The organism is Endozoicomonas sp. (assembly GCF_051008435.1).
Classification (GTDB): Bacteria; Pseudomonadota; Gammaproteobacteria; order Pseudomonadales; family Endozoicomonadaceae; genus Endozoicomonas_A.
The window spans coordinates 1-20209 of sequence record NZ_JBPCXO010000332.1 but is presented as its reverse complement, the minus strand read 5'-3'; the positions used below and the strand labels follow the sequence as shown (position 1 = coordinate 20209).

At 47.6% G+C, this 20209-nt stretch carries 16 protein-coding genes; 8 read left to right on the top strand and 8 right to left on the bottom strand.

What is annotated here, in order from left to right:
• Nucleotides 1-68: 68 nt before the first annotated feature.
• The 5 genes from ACR2PX_RS16775 (at nt 69) to ACR2PX_RS16755 (ending at nt 5808) form a co-directional block, all read left to right on the top strand.
• Nucleotides 69-578 (top strand): KTSC domain-containing protein, encoded by a 510-nt coding sequence (locus tag ACR2PX_RS16775; RefSeq protein WP_434000507.1) that lies wholly within the window; start codon nt 69-71, stop codon nt 576-578.
• 131 nt (nt 579-709) lie between these two features.
• Nucleotides 710-1996 carry a phosphoserine phosphatase SerB gene (gene serB / locus ACR2PX_RS16770; protein ID WP_434000506.1) on the top strand — a complete coding sequence of 429 codons (1287 nt, stop codon included), beginning with the start codon at nt 710-712 and terminating at the stop codon, nt 1994-1996.
• Nucleotides 1997-2184: 188 nt separating this feature from the next.
• Nucleotides 2185-3450 (top strand): ABC transporter substrate-binding protein, encoded by a 1266-nt coding sequence (locus tag ACR2PX_RS16765; protein ID WP_434000505.1) that lies wholly within the window; start codon nt 2185-2187, stop codon nt 3448-3450.
• 10 nt (nt 3451-3460) lie between these two features.
• Nucleotides 3461-5179 carry an ABC transporter permease gene (locus ACR2PX_RS16760; protein ID WP_434000504.1) on the top strand — a complete coding sequence of 573 codons (1719 nt, stop codon included), beginning with the start codon at nt 3461-3463 and terminating at the stop codon, nt 5177-5179.
• Entirely contained in the window at nt 5176-5808 is a 633-nt protein-coding gene (locus ACR2PX_RS16755) for an ATP-binding cassette domain-containing protein (protein ID WP_434000503.1), read from the top strand. Before ACR2PX_RS16760 ends, ACR2PX_RS16755 begins: the two co-directional genes overlap by 4 nt.
• Nucleotides 5809-5846: 38 nt before the next feature.
• Here the strand turns inward: ACR2PX_RS16755 and ACR2PX_RS16750 are convergent, their stop codons facing one another.
• The 7 genes from ACR2PX_RS16750 to epmB form a co-directional block, all read right to left on the bottom strand.
• Complete coding sequence (locus tag ACR2PX_RS16750) at nt 5847-6773, bottom strand: hypothetical protein (protein ID WP_434000502.1); 927 nt, start codon at nt 6771-6773, stop codon at nt 5847-5849.
• Nucleotides 6774-6870: 97 nt separating this feature from the next.
• The gene (locus ACR2PX_RS16745; protein ID WP_434000501.1) at nt 6871-8886 is read right to left on the bottom strand and encodes an EAL domain-containing protein; all 2016 of its coding nucleotides are present in this window, start codon (nt 8884-8886) and stop codon (nt 6871-6873) included.
• A 402-nt stretch (nt 8887-9288) separates the two neighbouring features.
• Entirely contained in the window at nt 9289-9564 is a 276-nt protein-coding gene (locus ACR2PX_RS16740) for a hypothetical protein (protein ID WP_434000500.1), read from the bottom strand.
• Between the two features lie 209 nt (nt 9565-9773).
• Entirely contained in the window at nt 9774-11450 is a 1677-nt protein-coding gene (locus ACR2PX_RS16735; protein ID WP_434000499.1) for a hypothetical protein, read from the bottom strand.
• Between the two features lie 131 nt (nt 11451-11581).
• Nucleotides 11582-13198 (bottom strand): hypothetical protein, encoded by a 1617-nt coding sequence (locus ACR2PX_RS16730; RefSeq protein WP_434000498.1) that lies wholly within the window; start codon nt 13196-13198, stop codon nt 11582-11584.
• An 88-nt stretch (nt 13199-13286) separates the two neighbouring features.
• A complete protein-coding gene (locus ACR2PX_RS16725; RefSeq protein ID WP_434000497.1) occupies nt 13287-14804 on the bottom strand; it encodes a hypothetical protein in 1518 nt (505 codons plus the stop codon).
• A 91-nt stretch (nt 14805-14895) separates the two neighbouring features.
• Complete coding sequence (epmB, locus tag ACR2PX_RS16720) at nt 14896-15951, bottom strand: EF-P beta-lysylation protein EpmB (protein ID WP_434000496.1); 1056 nt, start codon at nt 15949-15951, stop codon at nt 14896-14898.
• Between the two features lie 29 nt (nt 15952-15980).
• Between epmB and efp the strand changes: the two genes are divergently transcribed.
• Nucleotides 15981-16550, top strand: a complete 570-nt coding sequence (gene efp, locus ACR2PX_RS16715) for an elongation factor P (protein ID WP_434000495.1) — start codon at nt 15981-15983, stop codon at nt 16548-16550.
• A 50-nt stretch (nt 16551-16600) separates the two neighbouring features.
• On the opposite strand, the gene ACR2PX_RS16710 is transcribed toward efp, so the two are convergent.
• Nucleotides 16601-17182, bottom strand: a complete 582-nt coding sequence (locus ACR2PX_RS16710) for a hypothetical protein (RefSeq protein WP_434000494.1) — start codon at nt 17180-17182, stop codon at nt 16601-16603.
• An 85-nt stretch (nt 17183-17267) separates the two neighbouring features.
• Between ACR2PX_RS16710 and epmA the strand changes: the two genes are divergently transcribed.
• Together epmA and ACR2PX_RS16700 are read left to right on the top strand one after the other, a co-directional pair.
• A complete protein-coding gene (epmA, locus tag ACR2PX_RS16705) occupies nt 17268-18257 on the top strand; it encodes an EF-P lysine aminoacylase EpmA (protein ID WP_434000493.1) in 990 nt (329 codons plus the stop codon).
• Between the two features lie 116 nt (nt 18258-18373).
• Entirely contained in the window at nt 18374-19897 is a 1524-nt protein-coding gene (locus ACR2PX_RS16700) for a peptide ABC transporter substrate-binding protein (RefSeq protein ID WP_434000492.1), read from the top strand.
• Nucleotides 19898-20209 lie beyond the last annotated feature (312 nt).

Below are 20209 nucleotides of genomic sequence, written 5' to 3'. Positions count from 1 at the left end.
AGAACGAGTCGAATTATTCGATGGATTCGTGAGAATAGTTGACCTATTTAATCGAATTCATCGAATAATTGGGCCGTTCTTTCTGGAATTTAGGCCGAAATTGTCTTAAGTCCGACAGGCTCCTAGCTTATCCCGGTGATCAGGAAGCGATAACCCGGTATCTTACGCTGTCAGAAGACTTGATTATCAACTTTATCCGAAGTGTGATTTTTGGTCCCTTACCGGCTAATGCGACGAATACAACTGAAAGTGAAGACTGGAAGAACCATAGCTTTGTACTCACCTACCTTTCAGGTGATCCCAGCGAGCTTATCCTGAGAGAACAAATAAAAAGTGTCGCCTATCGACTCGAAACACTGCCTTTTAAACGTGACTTTCTGGAGTCTTCAGCCCTCGCATCTGCAGGCTATGATCCCACGGCTCAAATTCTGGAGATCCAGTTTGTCGGCAGTGAGAGCCTTTACCGCTATTATGATGTCCCGGGTTCAGTTTATCGGGAGCTAATCTCTGCAGAATCTATTGGTCGATATTACAATCTGTCTATTCGGGGTCAGTACCCTTCCCGGAAACTCTATTAGAACGGTCATTGTGTGCAGTACCTTTTCGAAGGTATGGAAAAACGGGGCTGCTTTCAATGAAAGCGGCCATTAATACATAACGTAATGGGTTACAATAGCGCCAGTCAAAACGATAAGAAGCCAGGTGTACTGTGAGCGAGATTCTGCTGATCAATGTGACGGGGCGGGACAAACCCGGCCTGACGGCCTCCATAACGTCCATCATGGGCGCCTGTTCTCATCAAAACGGGGGGCTGGAAATTCTTGATGTCAGTCAATCGGTTATCCATGACAACCTGACCTGGGGCACTCTAACATGGAAGATTGTGGTTCGACTGCCAGAAGGCCGGGAAGCCGCTCCGGTCCTGAAAGATCTGCAGTCTCATTTTCATGAGCTTGAACTTCAGTGTCATTGTCAGTCTATTTCGGATGAAGGCTATGAACAGTGGGTGTCTGAGCAAGACAAGAACCGCTACATACTGACCTTGCTTGCCAGAAATGTGACGGCAGAACAGATTGCTCGCGTTACTCATATCACTGCAGAGCATGGCCTGAACATAGATCAGGTCACCCGCTTGTCTGGCCGTCAATCATTGAATACGGACAGCCTTGAGCCTGGTAAAATTCAGGAACAGCGTACATCTTCCTGTCTGGAATTTTCCGTCAGTGGCGCTTCTCCAGAACAGGATAAGCTGAGGGCGGACTTTCTGCATATCTCTTCTGAATTGGACGCCGATGTAGCCTTTCAGGAAGACAGTATCTATCGCCGGAATCGCAGGCTGGTGGTATTTGATATGGACTCCACCTTGATTGAAGCCGAAGTCATTGATCTTCTGGCTGAAGCCGCTGGTGTAGGTGACAAGGTTGCAGACATCACCGAAAGGGCTATGCAGGGTGAACTGGATTTCAACGAAAGTTTCCGTGAAAGGTTGTCCATGCTGAAAGGGCTGGATGAATCTGTCCTCGCCAGCATTGCCGAGAAATTGCCCATAATGGAAGGGGCTGAACCGTTAATTCGCAGTTTGAAAGCGCTGGGCTATAAAACGGCCATTCTGTCAGGTGGCTTTACTTATTTTGCCCATTATCTGAAACGTCTTTTCGGCATCGATTACATCTATGCCAATGAGCTGGAAATCGTCGACGGAAAAGTGACCGGGAAAGCCATTGGTGAAATAGTGAATGGCGAGCGTAAAGCCCAACTGCTGAAAGAAATCGCTAAAAAAGAAGGGGTTTCTCTTGAGCAAACCATTGCTGTAGGCGATGGAGCCAACGATCTGCCCATGTTGAGTGTGGCTGGATTGGGGGTTGCGTTCCGAGCCAAGCCTCTAGTCACACAGAGTGCTAAACAATCTATCTCAACATTAGGCCTGGACAGCATACTCTACCTGTTAGGCTTCAGTGAGCAAGATCTGCAGGTACTTAATCAGGATAAACGTTAAGAATGGTTTTAGGTTTGAGAAAGCGTTCATTGATTAACAGCCATGAGCGATGGAAACAACTTTTCGCTTCCTTTGGAGACGAAAAGTTTTTCATTATAAACAGCCCTGAGCGAAGAAAAATATTATGCGTCACCCTCGAGGATGAAAAGTGGCCAGGCAAAATATTTTTCACGGTAAAGAGGCGCTTTTTGCATGTCGTACAGACTCTGGCTGTTCTGGCATCCCTGTTTTCAATACTGCTTTCAATACTGCTTTCAATACTACTTTCAACACACAGTTATGCCGCACCTCTTTCAGAGCCTTCTCCCACGTCCATAACGAATGAGCAGTGGCAGAAGACTCTACAGGAAGCCAGAGGACAAACTGTTTATTTCAATGCCTGGGGTGGGAGTCAGCAAATCAATGACTATATCCGCTGGACGGCCAAGCAGGTGCGTAAGCGTTATGGTGTTGAGCTGAAGCAGGTCAAAGTCAGCGATACAGCAGATGTCGTCAGTCGTATATTAGCGGAGAAGCAGGCCGGTCGGGATACCGAAGGGACTGTGGACATGCTCTGGATCAATGGCGAAAACTTTCGCTCAATGAAACACCATGGCCTGCTTTTTGGTCCGTTTTCTGATCGCTTGCCCAGCTACCGTTGGATCGATCCACAGGAAAAGCCAACAACCGTCCTGGATTTTGGGGAACCGGTAGAAGGGCTGGAAGCCCCTTGGGGTATGGCTCAGCTGGTTTTTATTTATGACCAGGCTAGCGTCCAGGAGCCTCCCAGTAGTGCGGAAGATCTACTGAAGTTTGCCAGAAAGCATCCTGGTCGGGTGACGTATCCACTGCCACCTGATTTTGTTGGAAGCACGTTTCTAAAGCAGTTATTGCTGGAGCTGGCCGATCAAAATCCAGCCTTGTTTGAACCGGTTGATCAAGCCAGTTTTGATAAGGTAACAGCACCTCTGTGGCGTTATCTTGATGAATTGCACCCGTTGCTTTGGCGCAAGGGAGAAACCTTCCCCCAGAATAATCTGGCACTTACCCCCTTGCTGGATGACGGCGAGATTCTACTATCAATGACGTTTAATCCATCCTATGCCAGTTCGGCTATTGCCAATGGCGAGTTGGCAGAAAGTGTCAGAACTTATGTTAATACCGCTGGAACAGTGGGTAATACACACTTTCTGGCGATTCCCTATAATGCCCGTGCAAAAGCTGCAGCTCAGGTTGTGATTAATTTTCTGATGTCTCCTGAAGCCCAGTTGCACAAGGCTGATCCGGATGTCTGGGGAGATCCTACCGTATTAAGCATGAGCAAACTGGATGCGTTGGATAAGCAACGCTTCAATGAGTTGCCTCTGGGTATTGCCACTCTCAGTCCTGAAGCGTTGGGCAAAGCACTGCCTGAGCCACACAGTTCCTGGTCAACCACTCTGGAAGCTGAATGGCAGAAGCGCTATCGCCAGTGAGTAAGCCGGTTTGAATTTCAGAAACGGTTCCGTCATGCACCTTGCTGCGACTCTGGTCGCAGTTTTATTTTTTGCTGTCGTATTGTTAGGCGCGCTCAGTGCTGTCCTGCCTGCATTTGGCTATTTACCTGTGCTGGGAATGACTTCCCTGTCTTTTACCCCGTGGCTGCAACTTTGGGAAACGCCAGGTCTGGCAGAGATGCTCTGGTGGTCTTTTTTCTCAGGGTTGGGGGCAACGGTGATATCTATGTTGCTGGCGCTGGCTTTTGTTAGTGCCGCCTGGGATAGCCGGTTCTGGCGTCAGGCTGAACGCTGGCTGTCACCCATCATGGCAACACCCCATGTAGCGCTTTCCGTCGGGCTGGTATTTCTGATTATGCCCAGTGGCATGCTGGCCAGAGGGCTTTCATCGTTTATGGAGTGGCAAGGCCCTCCTGACTGGCATACCGTTCAGGACCCCTGGGCGCTGTCATTAACGGCACTGTTGATACTGAAAGAAACGCCTTTTCTAATTTTGATGCTGATGGTTTCTATCAGACAGTTACCGGTCAGGGAAACACTGAGGACGGGAACAGGACTGGGTTATCAATCCTGGACGGTCTGGGTGAAGCTTATCTGGCCTCAGTTGTATTCAAGGGTGCGTCTTTCCATGCTGACGGTTCTGGTGTTTTCCCTGTCCGTAGTGGATATAGCCATTGTATTGGGACCTGCAACACCGCCCACTTTTGCCGTGCAGGTGCTGAACTGGTTTCAGAATCCTGATCTTGAAATTCAGGCTCTGGCTTCTGCCGGCAGTGTTCTGCTATTGATGTTGGTTCTGGCTGCTATTGCATTAGTCGTTCTGCTGGAAAAACTGGCCACCACTTTATTCAGAGACTGGATAACCTCAGGTCGCAGAGGTACTGGAGGTCGATTTTGGAGTGGTCTCTCCATTGTTAGCTGGAAAACCCTTTTGGTGGTTTTTTCAGCCAGTGCCCTGATGTTATTGATCTGGTCGTTTGCCTGGCGATGGCGGTTTCCTGCCTTGTTGCCACAAAGCTGGTCCTTCCGGGGTTGGGAAAGAGCCTGGCCAAGACTTCTGGAACCTCTGGAAATGGCTCTGCTGATTGGTGTGGTGTCGGCCTTTCTTGCTTTGCTGATATCGGTATTGATATTGGAGGCGGGCAGGAAAAGTCAGACAGCATCGTCCTACCTGAGAAAGGTGCACAGACTGATAAGCCGGGCAATGTACCTGCCATTATTACTGCCACAGCTGACCTTTCTGTTTGGTATCCAGGTCTGGCTGATCCGTTCAGGTGCAGAGGGCCATTGGTTGTCTGTAGCCTTTATGCACCTGCTATTTGTTTTACCGTATTGCTATCTCAGCCTTTCAGGCCCCTGGCAACACTATGATGAACGACATACCGCCCAGGCACTTATGTTGTCGGGGTCGTCTGTCCGGGCTTTCTTTCAGGTGAAGTGTTTGATTCTACTGAAACCGCTATTGGCCAGTTTTGCTCTGGGCTTTGCGGTCAGTATTGCCCAGTATTTGCCAACGCTGTTTGCGGGGGCTGGCAGAGTGACTACGATCACGACAGAAACGGTAGCGCTGGCTTCCGGCGGGAATAGAAAAGTAATGGCTGTATACGCTCTGGTACAAATGCTGTTGCCTATGTTGATGTATGGACTCATGGTTATGCTCAGTTCCTGGAGGATCAGAAGCTGGCGACCCGTCAGGAGGTGGGTATGAAACTGGAAGTCAGAAATCTCACGTTGTCGGTCGCAGGAAAGTTACTGGTGTCTGATCTGAGCTTTAATGCCAGAGAAGGCCAAATTCTGGCGATCATGGGACCGAGTGGTTGTGGCAAGTCCTCTATTCTTGATTTTCTCTGCGGGACATTGGCCAGCAACTTCCAGTCTTCAGGGTCCATCATTCTTGATGAAAAAGACATAACCCACACGTCATCCCATCAACGTGGAATGGGGCTGCAGCTGCAAGATCATCTTTTGTTTCCTCATCTCTCAGTCGGTGAGAATCTGGCCTTTGGAATACCTTCTTGTTACAGCCGGAGTGAGCGAAAGCAAAAGATTGAAAAAGCCTTGAATGAATGTCAGCTCCCCGGCTTTGGCAGGAACAACCCATTGACTCTGTCGGGGGGGCAAAGAGCCCGAATCAGTTTGATGAGAACCCTGCTTTCGGAACCAAAAGTCCTGCTGCTGGACGAGCCTTTTTCGAAGCTGGATCCAGAGTTACGTCAGCAATTCAGGGAGTTTGTTTTTAAGCGGGTTTCGGAACTATCGATACCTGTCATTATGGTCACTCATGATCAGGCTGATGTTCCAGACACCAGTGAAGTCATAGAGCTTTCAGTTGGCTAATCGACCGTTCTGCTTTTGAGTATCATTCTGCCAGGCTCTCAGGGACAGTCTTTCTTGGCTTGCCGTATCTCGCTGGCTAATTCAGGGCAGCCAACATCGTTGAAATAGCCCGCTTTACTGTCAGCATCCTGCTCATTAATCCAGACAGAATGACGACTAACATTGTTGCGGAATTTGTTGGCAACCTCTTGCACGTTAGGTTTGACTTCCTCATCGTAGCGACCCGACTTTGCCAGTGCTCTGAACCGGCCTGCCCAGTACATTTTGGGAGCGGCCATACGATTCTCGAATCGATCCTGACAGCGATCGAATTTCATGAGTTGTCTGGATCTGGCGTTTACAACGTGTTTCTGTTTGGCGGAGTCAAAGGTTAGAAGCCCTGATATTTGAAGATCGTTTTGTCTTCGATAATCGGCTTTTCTCGACATACTCCCGAGTTGCAAGGAGCCATCTTTTCCCAGTTCTGCAGGCATGAGTTTACTGAGTTTTCTGGCTATCTCGGACTGAACCTTTAGCTTGCGTGGCCTGAGCATTTTTACTGTTACTGCTCCCTGAGAAGATGTGTCCATTTTCACGAGTCCCACCTCTGCCAGCCAGGCGCAGGCAGCATGCTCTGGGCTTCCTTTGTCTATTCTTGCCGATCGATCCTTAAAGATAATGGGCTCTGAGAGGTCGTCAGACTTTGAGGATAACGTTTCAATCAGTTCTTTGATGTGGTGAATTTCGGCAGGTTCCGGACGCCGCAAAATAAAAGCCTTCAGTCTGGCAAAAGGGCCATTGGGTACAGAGATGACCTCTGTATCCCGGTCTTTCACCGACTTATCAAGAGGATGCTTTTTGCTTGATTCTGGGATGAACTTTTCTGCGGTATGGCTCGAAACGCCATTGGTTTTAGTCGATTGATCCTGAGGTTTCAGGTCAACGTAGTGATTGGGAACCGACCGTCCGGGTTTGCCGATGCTCATGATAGTTTATTCAGTGGGTTGATAACCTGCTATCGGCAGAGCACTGAATAAATTCAAAGCTGACAGGCTTCAGACAAAGCCTGTCAGGTTAACTGTATTAACCGCTGAAGTCGTAAGTCATGGACTCCAGAGGAGGCTGCAGATAGTGGCCTTGTACATAATCGACACCCAGCTGCCAGATGCTGGTGAGTGTCTGGGCATTTTCCACTCTGGGCATGATGATGACTTTGTTCAGGCTCTTGAGATTGTTTGTGGCTTTCTTCAGGTGAGAGTCGTCATTGCGTTCAAGTTTTTCTGTGAACAAGTAATCCAGTTTCACAAACATCAGATCCAGGTGCTCCATAATTTTCATGGAACGAGTCTCGCCTGAGAACTGGGTCATGGCAAACCTGCAACCAACGGGCTTCAAGCGTTCAGCAAAAGTCATGACTTGATTAAGATGTTGGTGGATCAGTCTTTCAGTCATTTGCAGGATGATCATGTGGCCAGGCACATCGGCAGCCTCCAGCAAACGGGAAAGACGATCAGCAAATTCTTCGTCGTCCAGGCTGGCCTGGCTGATGTGGATCATCAGACGGGTGTCTTCGCCATGTCTGAGCTTTCTGGAGAGCAACTTTACCGATTGACGGATAACCCAGCGATCAATAAAGGGCATCAGATCACTGTCTTCAGCGGCCGTAATAAACTCACCGGCGGGGACTTCCTTGCCTTTTTGATCCAGAAGACGAAGCAGAACCTCATAATAACCCTGTCCATCTCCGGTCACGCTGATCACTGGCTGGAACAGCAGACGGAAACTGTCGTTCTCAAGAGCCTGTCGAATCATGGCAACGGTGTCACCATTGCTGGCTTTTTGGTTATCTATGGCGCTTTGGGAGAAGAACTCAAGCTTATTGCCGCCATCGTTGGCGGCCAAATGGCAGGCAAAGCAGGCGCGCTCCAGTAACGTTTGACCATCACTCTTCTGACCTCTCTCTGCCAGACCAACACTGGCTGTTGTGTAGAGAGTCTGTTGTCCTGCATTGATCAGTTCTTTTTCAAGAGCCTCTCTGAAGGGTTCCAGGGCGGCAATATTCTTCTCGTGGACATTGATCAGGTAAACCTCGTCACCATAGTGAGTGGCTGTACTGTCTGGTAGTTGTTCATAAAGCAGTCGGCTCACAGTTTCCTGGACCGCTATGCTGCCATCAATGCCGATATTTTCCCGAATCGAGTCGTAGTTATCGAGCCTTAGATAAGCCAGGGTTTCAGGCTCCTGGTCGGTGTTGAGCTGAGCAGTAAAAAGGTTGCGGGGAATCAGAATAGAATCTTCTTCCTGGTGAGCAACGGTCGGAGTGGTTGAAGCAGACGTGCCGGCCTTTACGATGACCTGAATGCACTGCTCATCATCAAATACCGCATCGGATAACAGGACTGTCGCTGGAAAGGCCTGACCTTCTGCATGGGTCAGCTGGCACTCTACAGCGGGCTGTTCTTCTCCTGGTTTGAAATGCTTGATCAGATTTTTAAACAGGGGCTGATCCTGAGAGGCGATCATATCAATCAGGGGCATACCTGCCAGATCATCCGGGTCTTCATAACCAAACAATTCAATGTATGAAAGGTTGGTATCGATATGCATGCCTTCATGAACATAGGCTATGGCCTGTGAGGCATTGTCCATCAGTAGCTGACAACGTTGTTCCAGATCATCCAGTTCTTTTTGCAGTTTTTGCAGTTGTTGTCGACTTTCCTGGCTGGCTTTTTCCCTTAGAATGGCCTGCAGCATATGCTCTTCATGGGATTGATGAATCGCATCGCCAGCGCCTTTCTCCAGCCAGTGTCTGATGACATCGGGTTTGCTGTCCTGGACAGAGACAATGACCGGGATATCGAGTTTCAATCTCTGGACGCTGGAGAGTACTTGTTCAGCGGTCAGCATGGGCGTTTCTTCAACGGTCAGAAGTAAATCCCACAAGCCTGTGTTCAAAGCTTCTTCAAGATCGTCCAGTGTATCTATTTGTTGCACCCTGGCAGGAAGGCCAGCATTGCGGAAAAGTTTGACCCAACGCTCTGCCTCGTTTCTGGACGTTTCCAGTGTCAACAGGCGTACCGGCTGTTTATTATTGTTCATGATGGCAGTGCTTTTTCAGTCGTGAAAAATCTTCTCTCGCCAAGGCGACAAACAGTTTTTGTATCGCTAATGGCCCCGGTGCGCTCCCTGCAACACTTATCCTGTAACACTTATCCTGTTAAAGAATACGTAAATACCTAACCAGTTGTTTTCACATATTCTGGACGGCAGCTTTTTCCATCCTTCTGCGTTCCAACTATGGTTGCATAGCTAAGGCTATGCGCCCGCCGTTACGCCTTGAAGGATGAAAAAATCCACTCGCCAGAATGGTGCGAAACAACTGGTCAGGTACTTGTTAACTTCTATTACACTGCATTCTAATCATTCTCAGCTATGTCCAAAAGACTTATTGTCAAAACAGACTCAGCGGTCTCATTCTGAGGATAAAAACTATCTATGGGTTTACTTTTCAGTAGGCTGGCTTAAGTCAGATGACATCTGGTTTATTTTATCCATCGATATCGATTGCCAATGTGGGCAGCCCGTATATCGCCAGTTTTTAATGATGCCTTTTGATGATGTAGTAAACGACTGTCTACAGGTACTCATCAGATAGGCTGAGCCCCAGTTAGAGACCCAGCTGTAAACCTTTTTACCATCTTCAAGCTGAAGCATGGAACTGGGGGCTCCCCAGTTGCCGATGACCTCCTCAATATGTCTGCCTTGCCAGGAGTCCATGACATCCTGAGTGGTTGTGCAGCCAGTCAGGAGGAAGATAAAAAGTAGCAAATACTTCGAAGAATGGTTTGTGAACACCCGTCCGCCTTGTTTCGATCTTCTGGGATAAATCGAAGAAGTATAGAAGTTATCAGTTTGGAGTAGGCGGTTATCGGTTTTCAGTGCTTGAGAACCGCGCTTCTGAAAAATGAACACGTCATGAGGTTAACTTAATATTGATCTTCTAATAGTCGAAACTTGAACTGGCTATAGCCTGGTGAGCTGGAGACAGATTCAAGTAGTTGTCCCTTTTGAATTTTGCCTCCCTGAAGCAGAATAAATTTCAGCCCACTTTTGAACGATACTTTGGGCGCAATCAAGGTGGGCGTATTATTGACGGGCGGCATGACCGGTAGCAGGAAAGCTCTCTGATAATGGCTGGCGCCCATGGTTTTTTTCAGAGGCGTAATAGCACAGGGTTTGGTAGAGGCAGAGAGCAACTCCAACCCCATGACCAAATCTTTTTGATGATTGACCTGAACCCAGCGTACCGCAGCTAACAGCCAATTTTTTTGTCCGGGCTCTCTGATAGCCAGAAGTTCTCCTGTGCGTAATTGACGTTCCAGTCCAGCACTGGTGCTCAGGCAGTAGCCTCCTGCACAGGTATTGATGATTGAACAGTTATAAACAGGGTACAGCGAACCTTGGGTCGCTGACCGGGTAAAGTGAATGGGTGAAGTTCTCTTGGGTGTTTTTTCATCTTCATCGCGATGAGCATCATGAGCTTCAGACCAGGCATCACTGCTGTCATTGGAAGAGAAGCTACTCTTGCCAGATTGGTTCTGGGCTGTATGCCCGGAAACCATTTCATCAAAGGTCTTCTGATCATGTAAAAAGTAGTGGACAGCATTGAAGCCAAAACAGATTTCACAGGTGTCTGCGCTATTTTGACGCTTGTGTTTTCGTGGCCCTGGAGGGCCCCACGCAAGGGCCAAATGATCAACTACCCGTTTAGGGAGAGCTCCGGGTTTTTCTTCCGAAACGGATTCGCTCAGTTTTTTCAGATGAGCTGTCAGCAATCTGGAATCCAGTGCCAGCAGGTGATCATTTTTTTCTCCCTCCAGCAGAGAACTGAAGAGCAGTCCTTCATCCGAATCCAGATTGACCACAAAGTGCGACCGACTTCTTTCTACCCGTTCGAGTTTACTATGAGGCGCCCAGAGACAAAGCGCCTTAAAGATCTGTCGGACTTCCTGAGGTCTCAACTGATTGGATCTGGAGCGGCTTAGTAGCAATACCCGCTTATAAAGGTCGGAGAGAGAGAGTTTTCTGGCTTTAGTCGTGACAGAGTCTTCAAGACTGAAGGTATCCAGGTCTTGATCTCTGGCAGTAGAGTAAAGCGTGTGCAGTTCCAGCCAGATCCGGTCAGGAGCGGATCGATAATATTCACAGGTAAAGAGCAGTATGGAAGTACTTTCAGTCAGTGCCCGGTGTAATGCTGCAGCCAGGGGGCTGGAAGCATCGTGCTGTCTCAGGCTTACACGAACGATAACTTTGTAAACAGTTAACAGCCTCAATAATAACTTCAGACAGGCATTATATTCTTCTTGTTGTGTCTCATTGAAAGCGACCAGGTTCTTCAAGGACTGGCTCTGACTCTGATGGATTAGATAGTAAACGACGGGTCTAAACTGTTCGACCAGAGCCCAGTGAAGAGAAGGTTGTACTTTGAGGCGAGCAAGCTCATCCAGCGCCTGTCCCATTGATTTAAGCGACAGCGTTCTATTTGTTTTGGGCAGCTCACTGAGCCATTGATGAACCGCGTGCACATCCGTTTGACTGAACGATAAACTGTTCAGGCTTTGAGGCGGGAGCTGCAGCGGAATCCTTTCATTCTGCACGTCCATGGAATCATCCTGATTATCTGCCCGTTAAAATCCTTTAGGGCTAGCCTATATACTAAGATTACAGGCTTAAAGAATCCAGCATGATACGAGCAAAATTACAGACACAGTCTGTGAGAGATTGCTGATTTTGATTATTGCTCTTCATCTTCTTCATTGGATTCCTCTGGTTCTGGAAAGGCAGCTGCGGCCATAGCGTTCTGAGTATCTATCAGCCTGAGAATAGAAAGTCTCCGGTTTTGACTGGGGTCTGTGAGGGTATCCACTAATACTCTGATCAGCGCTTCAACTTCTTCCGGGTTGGTGGTGTAAAAGTGCTGATTACTTAAATGAGGAGCCAGAAAAATATAGTAGTGTCTGTCCTGATAAGGTCTTTGTACGATGGCAAGGGCCAGAAGTTCGGGGGAAATCAAATTGTTGAACAGATAAAAGCCTGGGTTCAATGATGCAACATAGTTAACCAGGTTGAATAATGAATCATCCGTTTCCGCATGCATTGTGAAAGTGGGTAATTGCCCGGCAATTTGTCTGGCCACTTCTTCTGCATTGAACTGCAGGTCGCTATTTGCCCGCTCTTCACCTCTAGGCTCAGGAGTATGAAAAATGGCCTCGATATTGCTGACATGGTGTTCTGTAATTTCTGTAATGTTTCCCGAGTCCATCTGCTCAATCCAGGCTGCCCAGATATAGAAAAACTCCATCATTAATGCACCACCGCTCAGCGATCGGTTTTCCTGCCATTGTATGAGCAGCCTCAGGATCTGGTCTTGGAGACCGGGAATAACTTGGTGCTCCCACAGCCGACGACCCTGTTCATCTGTGTGTTTGGAAAATTGATTAACAATCAGAGCTGCTGTTGACCAGGAGCCCCTGCGTATCTCGGCATATTTGACCAGTAGCATATTCATCACGGTGGGAGTTAAAAAAACCATCAGACAAGCTGTAGATATCCGGGTAATAGTGCTGCAGCCTTGGGTAGCGGCTAACCCGGCAGCACATCCTATGAGCATGGCCGCCAAATGTTTTCTTCTGGAAAAATAAGCTTGGGTGGGTTCTTTCAGAACATAAGCAGGCAAACTGGCCAAATTCTTTTCGTGTTGTTCCAGTGGGGATAATTCTTTGGACTTTACTGCATCAGATTCACTTTCTTCTTCCTCAGCATCCTCATCACTTTCGTCTTCTGATGACGAGCCTTCTTCTTTATTTCCGTCGGAGTTTGAAGGTTTATTATCAGACTCTGCCGGGTCCATCAGTTGAATCAGTCCTACCTGATCCTGATCTGCCGATTTATCGGGGATTTCCGGATCGTGCTCGCTACTAGACTCTGGAACCACAGACAGCGATCTGATTGTAAATGCTCCATGGGGATCTTCGATAGAAAGGCTGTCTTCTGGCTCCTGTTCAAAAGGAAAAAGGAGTCTCAGGTCATCTTGTCGCTCCTTTATTCTTTTTTGATGCTCCTCCAGCATTGTTTCATGCCCTTTGCCTGTTCTCATATATTCAAGAGAAGGAGGCCTTTGTTCTGGATCATCAGGGTCGAGAGTCAGAGGAACTACAACTTTTGGTCTTAAGGCTTCTGCCATAGTGCTGTAATCAGTTAGGTCTGGTAGACGAAACAGCGACTCTGCTGTGGAAGGAATACGAGGTCTGAAATCGATTTCCGGAAATAAACCAGAATGGGCCTGATCAAGGATGAATAGCAGAAAAGGCAAAAGCAGAAAGGCACGTCGGTGGATCTTAAAAGTAAACATGAATAAACAAAAACTCTTTTATATCCAGAGTGAAGAATGAGGATAGAAGAAATTGTTTAAGGTAGCCTGATAACAAGACGGTATTCTATCAGGGTGCCGGTTGATTCCAGTTTATAGATTGCCCTGAAGCCCAGGCTTCATTGACACGTCTTAGCCATAGTTGTTTTTCTGCTTTGGGGAAGCCAGGGTCACTGATATTTTTACCTTTATCCAGGCTTTTGGCTCTTTCGGTGGCTTCTTCAAGGCTACTTTTAAGTGTCTGGTCTTCTGAAGTAGAATCCAAAGCCGTAGCCATCTGATGTACAAGGTATTCGTGACCCACTTTTTCCAGCATAGGTGGGAGGTATTTGACCGGGTTTTCATTGTAGAAACGACGGAGATAGAGAGTGCACCGTTCCACATCACCATGATTTCTTCCCTGCCAGTTCATGAAGAAGGTCATCCGGGTTACTGTCTTATCCATTTTCTCCAGCTCTGCAGTAAGCAAGCCTTGAATATGTTGACCAAATACTTTCATGTTGGTGCTACGGGCAGGTTCTTTCAGGGCCAGAACGGCTCGACACTTTTTAACGAGTTCTGCCATATTCGGGGCCAGAACCAGAATGTTGGTGAGATTAACTGTCAGTAATTGAGCCAGTTTTAAATCGCACTGATCGAGCAAACTGTCTTCTATAGCCATCTGATCTCCCCAGAAACTGAGCGTCATTAGCTCAGCTGCGGATGTCATATTGTCCATTTTACTTTTGAAAACAGTTTGATGATCTCCGATGATCATATCGCAGCAGACCCTTTCATCTTCACTTGAGTCTATGTTTTCTTTGCTCATTTCTTTTTCAGGCAGCCCTGCTTCACGCTCAAGGTCTGTTCTGTGTCTTGGGCGTACATCAATCTCATCAATATATTCTTTTGTATAGGTCAGTCTGGACTGGCTGGCTTTTAACTGAGCCTGCACATCGTGCCACTGAATATGATCAAGAATCTGTTCAGGCGGGATGTAATGCTGAATGTTTCTACACTGCCTGACCGTGCGGTAAAAATTCTTTTCGATATGGGTTTTTAGAAGATCCGGGTTATCAGTCAATGTTTGAACATCGATCGGATAGTCTGGGCGAGTCAGGGATAAAGCTATTGCTCGATGCATTAATGTCATCAAACTTTGCAATGACTGGCTGTTTGAATCGGATTGTAGAAAAGACTGATAGCGCGCTACTAACAAATCATTAATCAGAGTGGTTTGTAACTCGTGAAGGTCTACCGGACATTTATTAGGAAACTGGTGGATGAAATGTTTCAGCTCAGAGTTATTGTGGAAGATGTCTTCAGCCATATCATTTATAAACCGAGCCAGCTCAGCAGGCTTTGTCACTTCAATAACAGATGCCTGAAACTGTCGGGACTGCTGTCTGAAGTACTCAATGGCCATTCGAGTGCCAAAAGACTTCAAGTATTGGCATTGATGGCTCTTCACACTTCTATGAGCCAGAGGTTCCTTTTGACTCTGAGCGCTTTTATTTGGCTTGATAGCTGCCTCTGCTTCAGGATGATCCTGAAGGGGAGAGGGCTTTCGTAGAATAGATCTTGGTGTCGCTGAGGCGTGATCAAGCATAACAAACCCTGTTATCCAATAAGTCCATTTCAGTAACAGGTAGACCCGGGACAGAGGAACAAAGTTCCCGGGTAAAGTGGCTACAAACAGGCTAATTGACAGGAATCGGTGTCTTGCTGGCTTCTCCAGCGACCTCTCTCACCAGTCTGGGGACCAGATAGCCCGGACACTGATGCATCAGCTCATTGATCAGTACTTTGGCTTTTTCTTCCGGCACGTCAAAGTGGGCCGCACCCTGTACTCTATCCAACAGGTGCAGGTAATAAGGCAGTACTCCGGCATTGAAAAGGGTGTGACTCAGAGCAGCCAGTGATTCCGAGGTGTCATTGACTCCCCTGAGCAGAACCGTCTGGTTCAGTAATGTAGCCCCTGCTTCCCTGAGTTTCTGTAATGACCGTTCAACCTGTTCATCAATCTCATGGGCATGATTGCAATGAATCACCATGACAGGCTTGAGCCTTCCGCCACAGAACCATTGAATCATTGCTTCAGTGACTCTTTGGGGAATCACAATAGGCAGACGAGTATGTATGCGCAGCGTTTTTACGTGGGGGATATCGGACAGTGCATCCACCATGCGAGCTAGCCGATTGTCTGTCGCGGCCAGTGGGTCACCACCACTCAGGATGACTTCATGAATACTTTCCTGTGAACGGATGTACTCTACTGCCTGTATCCAACTGTCTCCACCCAGTTGGTTATCTCCGTAAGGGAAATGCCTGCGGAAGCAGAAACGGCAGTTAATGGCACAGGCACCACTGACAATCAGCAGCAGTCGGCCCTGGTATTTATGAATAATGCCCTCAGTGGGATTCTGAGACTGTTCTGCCAGGGGGTCGAGGCTAAAGCCACTCACTTCTTCACACTCTTCTCCCAGAGGTAGAACCTGCCTCAGCAGAGGATCGTGCTGGTCACCCTGGGTCATCCGGTCTATATATGGACGGGGAATGCGCATACTGAAACTGTGACTGCCATTGATCGCTCCAGGTAGCAGAGACTTTGGCAACCCCAGGATTTCGAGTAACTCCTCAGGAGCGGTTACAGAATCCGAGAGCACTTTTTTCCAGCTTTCGGGTTGCTCTTCAGGGAGCAAAAGACGAGTTGATAGTTTGTCAGTATGCACACCGCCCTCGTAACGGGTTATCATAGAGGTTTTCATTTTGCTGGTAGTGTCCGATGGCTAGTTATAGTACCAACGAGTTTCGTTCAGGTCTCAAAGTGATGCTGGAAGGTGATCCCTGCGTCATCATTGAAAACGAGTTTGTAAAACCGGGTAAAGGCCAGGCTTTTAACCGGGTTAAGTTCCGTAACCTGATGAGTAACCGCGTCTGGGAACGAACCTTCAAGTCTGGTGAAAACATCGAAGCAGCAGACGTGATGGACTACGACATGGAGTACCTGTACACCGATGGTGAATTCTGGCACTTCATGATGACCGACGGCTCCTTTGAGCAGCATGCTGCCAGCAAAGAAGCTGTGGGTGATACCATCGACTGGCTCAAAGAGCAGGAAGTATACTCTGTAACCTTGTACAACGGATCCCCTCTTTCTGTTTCTGCACCTAACTTTGTTGAATTGCAGGTAATAGAAACGGATCCAGGTCTGAAGGGTGACACCGCTCAGGGCGGCTCAAAGCCAGCCAAACTGGCTACTGGCGCTTCTGTGAAGGTGCCACTGTTTATTACCGAAGGTGAAGTTCTGAAAATTGATACCCGTACCGGTGAGTACGTGGGTCGTGTGAAGTAAGATGAACGTTATGGTCGAAAGCCGCTGCTTTCGACCATGATCCATGACCGTTACTGTTTAATCAGGTCAACCGTTGTATCATTCAGAATGGTATGTTCTTCACCCAACTTGATGCTTCCTGTCAGGTAATCCCCTTCTTCTTTGTAGTTCAGGCGTACTTCACCGATCAGGTCCGATGGATTGGCTATGGCTATACGATCTTTGCCGAAACCAAAGTTAATGCTATTTCCGCGACATAGTTTGGCACCCCCCATTCTGCCGTGATGACCTTTATGCTTTCCTTTTACTTGCCACTTATCTTTCTTGTGCTGGTGGCCTTTGCCTTTTTTGTGATGATGCATAGGCTTGGCGTCAGGACCGCGCAAACGATTACGAGTAATCAGGTAGTCACCTGCATTATTGGCTTTAGTACTGTCTTCGATCACCATATGCACCTGACAGCCTGTTACCCAGAGAGTGGCTGAATAGCGATCTGAATCCCCCAGATTACCTGAAACGGTATAACGACCCGTTGGGACAGAACATTTGTTATTGCCAATCGCTTCGGCACCTTTATAGCGCTCACAGGCTATGGATGTGCTTGCGATGAGAGAAAGGCCAGCGACAGCCAGAATTTTTGTTACTGCTTTCATTATTACGTCCTTGTGGGGGCTAACATGTGACTTCAGTATAGGAAGCCCCTGAGTGGCTCATTTCGACCAATGGAGTATGACTTGCATGTCATCCGATAACTGGAAACCCTCTGCCTCAATCTCGACACTGCAAGAAAGAGCACGGCTGTTTGGCAGAGTTCGACAGTATTTTGACGAGCAGGAAGTGATGGAGGTGGATACCCCCATGCTTTCAGCCAATGCTACCGTGGATCTTCACATCAATAGCTTCGTTACAAGCTTTCTGCCTATGGGGGGTGGCAAGGAGCAGTCCTGCTATTTGCACACTTCACCTGAGTTTCCAATGAAGAGGCTTTTGGCTTCGGGCTGTGGCGATATTTACTCTCTGGGTCGAGTGTTCCGTAATGGTGAAGCCGGTGGGCGGCATAATCCGGAGTTCACCATGTTGGAATATTACCGACTGGGCATGGGTCAGCATCAATTAATGGATGACATGACAGCATTATTATCCTCTGTTGCCGGATTTCAGGAAGTGGGCAGAGTCAGTTATGGAGCAGCTTTTCAGAAAAGGCTGGGGCTGAACCCTCATACAGCATCTCATGCTGAGCTCACTGCACTGGTTAAAGAGCATGTGGATAAAGATTTGGATGGACTGGAAAGAAATGACTGTCTCGACCTGTTGTTTTCAAACATGATTGAACCCGAGCTGGGTATCAGTGAAGTCGGTGATTTGAATGGCGTCTATGTCTATGACTACCCTGCCAGCATGGCGGCATTATCCAGGCTTCATACTAATGATCGGGGTGAGCAGGTTGCTGCTCGGTTCGAACTCTTTGTTAACGGAGTCGAGCTTGCAAATGGTTACCATGAACTGACAGATGCTGAAGAGCAGCAAGCACGTTTTGAGGCTGAGCAGAATAAACGTAAAGAACAGGGACTCCCTGTTTATCCGTACGATCATCAACTGGTTGAAGGCTTGAAGTCAGGAATGCCTGATTGTGCGGGTGTGGCCATGGGTGTGGATCGGTTGCTGATGCTGATGCTGAATAAGAAACAGATTGCGGATGTAGTGGCGTTCGATTTTTTCAGAGCTTGACGAAACAGGTTGTCAGAGAAGTTGGCGAGAAAGGGTTTTGAGAGCCAGAATGAAGCACTCTGTCTGAACAGTAATGAAGAATGAGTGTGTTTTCGTTAATGATTCGAGCGCTTTTGATGAGCGCATCACTGGTGATCGCGGTTGCCTCTGCCAAAGAACTGGTCAGAGGCAATGGTGGCGAGCCTCAATCACTGGATCCCCAGTTAATGTCCGGACCGCAGGAAGGCTGGATTGCCTATGATCTGTTTGAAGGGCTGGTTACTTATGGTCCCAGGGGTGAGCTGATTCCTGGTCAGGCAGAATCCTGGCACAGCTCAAAAGATGGTAAGACCTGGACATTCAAGATCAGGCCAGGGCTAAAATGGTCAGACGGTGCTGCTCTGACTGCTAAAGACTTTGAATACACCTACCGACGTTTTGCAGACCCTGAAACTGCCGCCAGTTTTGCCTGGTTTCTGGAAGCCCTTGAAGTACAAAATGCTCATGAAGTCATTAAAGGTCATAAAAAGGTAGAGCAACTGGGTGTTAAGGCAGTCCATGAGGACACACTGGAATTCTATCTTGATGCTCCGGTCAGTTACTTTGCTGAACTTATGGCTTTTTATGGTTTTCTTCCGGTTCCAAAACATGTCATTGAAGCAAAGGGGGCAAAATGGAGCTTGCCTGAAAATGCGGTTAGCAATGGGGCATTTCAATTAACAGAGTGGAAGGTTAACGAGAGAATCAGAGCGGTCAGAAACCCATTGTACAGAGACAACAAATCAACCAGGCTGGATTCTGTTGCTTACATTACCGGTGGTGATGAGCTGTCCCGGTTTCGGTCTGGAGAGATTCATATCACCAACTCAATCAAGTCAGAACATGAAAACTGGGTGCGGTCTCATCAGCCTGCAGCATTGAAAACAGAACCCTGGATGTCGGTCGCTTTGATCTTTCTGAATATGAAAGACAAAAACTTACAACATCAAGGCAACAGGCAAGCGCTGGCATTAGCCATAGATAGAGACGTATTGGCAAAAAGTCAGGCAACGGGCGCAGGAGCGGCAGCCTGGCAAATAGTACCGCCCAACTTTGAACACTATAAGCCTTCATTACCTGATAATTTCCAGAAAACTATCAATGAAAGAGCAGGCATTGGTCGAAGCTATCTTAAAGGTATGCAAGAGATAGAAATTGCTTACTGCAATAGTTGTGGGAAAGATAAAATGCTGGCTATTGCCGCAGGTCAGGAATGGCAAAAAAGACTGGGTATAAAAGTGGTACTCAAAGGCTATGAAAGAAAACATTATTTTCAGACACTGAACAATAAGGATTATCAGATTGCTATTGTTCAATGGATTGGACCTTATAAAGATCCAGCTTCTCTACTGAGTATCTTCCATAGCCAGGCAGTCAGTAACAGGAGTCACTATAACAGTCAGGAGTACGATCAGCTGTTAACTGTTGGCAGAAGTATGCCGGGAAAGTCAGCTGAGAGAATGGCTGTTTACAGTAAAGCAGAAGAACTAATAATGAAGGATGTGCCTGCGATTCCGTTGATACATCATCAGAATGTCCGCCTGGTAAGCCCTGAAGTTCAAGGTTACACAGGAGAAAACATGATGGGGCGAGTTTATAGCAGACACTTGTCTCTGGACTAAATAGGCTGCTCCAGTGGCATCTATATAGAGCATTTAAGAAGCCGTACTGCTTTTAGGTATTAATCCCCTGTTGTCATAGTTGGTTTCAGACGTATAATTCGTTCCACTCTTTCGGCGCATCACTTCCTTGCTAACAAGCAGCAGACGCAACCATGAAATTTTGGTTGACAGTTTGGTGCAGCAATGTAGAATGCGCCGCCGCTGAACAAGAAAAGCAAACGCTTATTAAACATAAGGGTTCGCCAGTTCAGCGAGTTGAAAAGCTTCTTTCTTCTTAACGACTTTCGTTGAAAAGAATGAACGCTTGACAAC

What these genes read in the sequence shown, in the direction of transcription:
- ACR2PX_RS16740 (WP_434000500.1), bottom strand. Translation starts at nt 9,564, where the DNA reads ATGGACTCCTGGCAAGGCAGACATATTGAGGAGGTCATCGGCAACTGG.
- ACR2PX_RS16725 (WP_434000497.1), bottom strand. Translation starts at nt 14,804, where the DNA reads ATGCTTGATCACGCCTCAGCGACACCAAGATCTATTCTACGAAAGCCC.
- ACR2PX_RS16710 (WP_434000494.1), bottom strand. Translation starts at nt 17,182, where the DNA reads ATGAAAGCAGTAACAAAAATTCTGGCTGTCGCTGGCCTTTCTCTCATC.
- ACR2PX_RS16735 (WP_434000499.1), bottom strand. Translation starts at nt 11,450, where the DNA reads ATGGACGTGCAGAATGAAAGGATTCCGCTGCAGCTCCCGCCTCAAAGC.
- ACR2PX_RS16730 (WP_434000498.1), bottom strand. Translation starts at nt 13,198, where the DNA reads ATGTTTACTTTTAAGATCCACCGACGTGCCTTTCTGCTTTTGCCTTTT.
- ACR2PX_RS16750 (WP_434000502.1), bottom strand. Translation starts at nt 6,773, where the DNA reads ATGAGCATCGGCAAACCCGGACGGTCGGTTCCCAATCACTACGTTGAC.
- epmA (WP_434000493.1), top strand. Translation starts at nt 17,268, where the DNA reads ATGTCATCCGATAACTGGAAACCCTCTGCCTCAATCTCGACACTGCAA.
- ACR2PX_RS16755 (WP_434000503.1), top strand. Translation starts at nt 5,176, where the DNA reads ATGAAACTGGAAGTCAGAAATCTCACGTTGTCGGTCGCAGGAAAGTTA.
- ACR2PX_RS16745 (WP_434000501.1), bottom strand. Translation starts at nt 8,886, where the DNA reads ATGAACAATAATAAACAGCCGGTACGCCTGTTGACACTGGAAACGTCC.
- ACR2PX_RS16700 (WP_434000492.1), top strand. Translation starts at nt 18,374, where the DNA reads ATGAGCGCATCACTGGTGATCGCGGTTGCCTCTGCCAAAGAACTGGTC.
- epmB (WP_434000496.1), bottom strand. Translation starts at nt 15,951, where the DNA reads ATGATAACCCGTTACGAGGGCGGTGTGCATACTGACAAACTATCAACT.
- efp (WP_434000495.1), top strand. Translation starts at nt 15,981, where the DNA reads ATGGCTAGTTATAGTACCAACGAGTTTCGTTCAGGTCTCAAAGTGATG.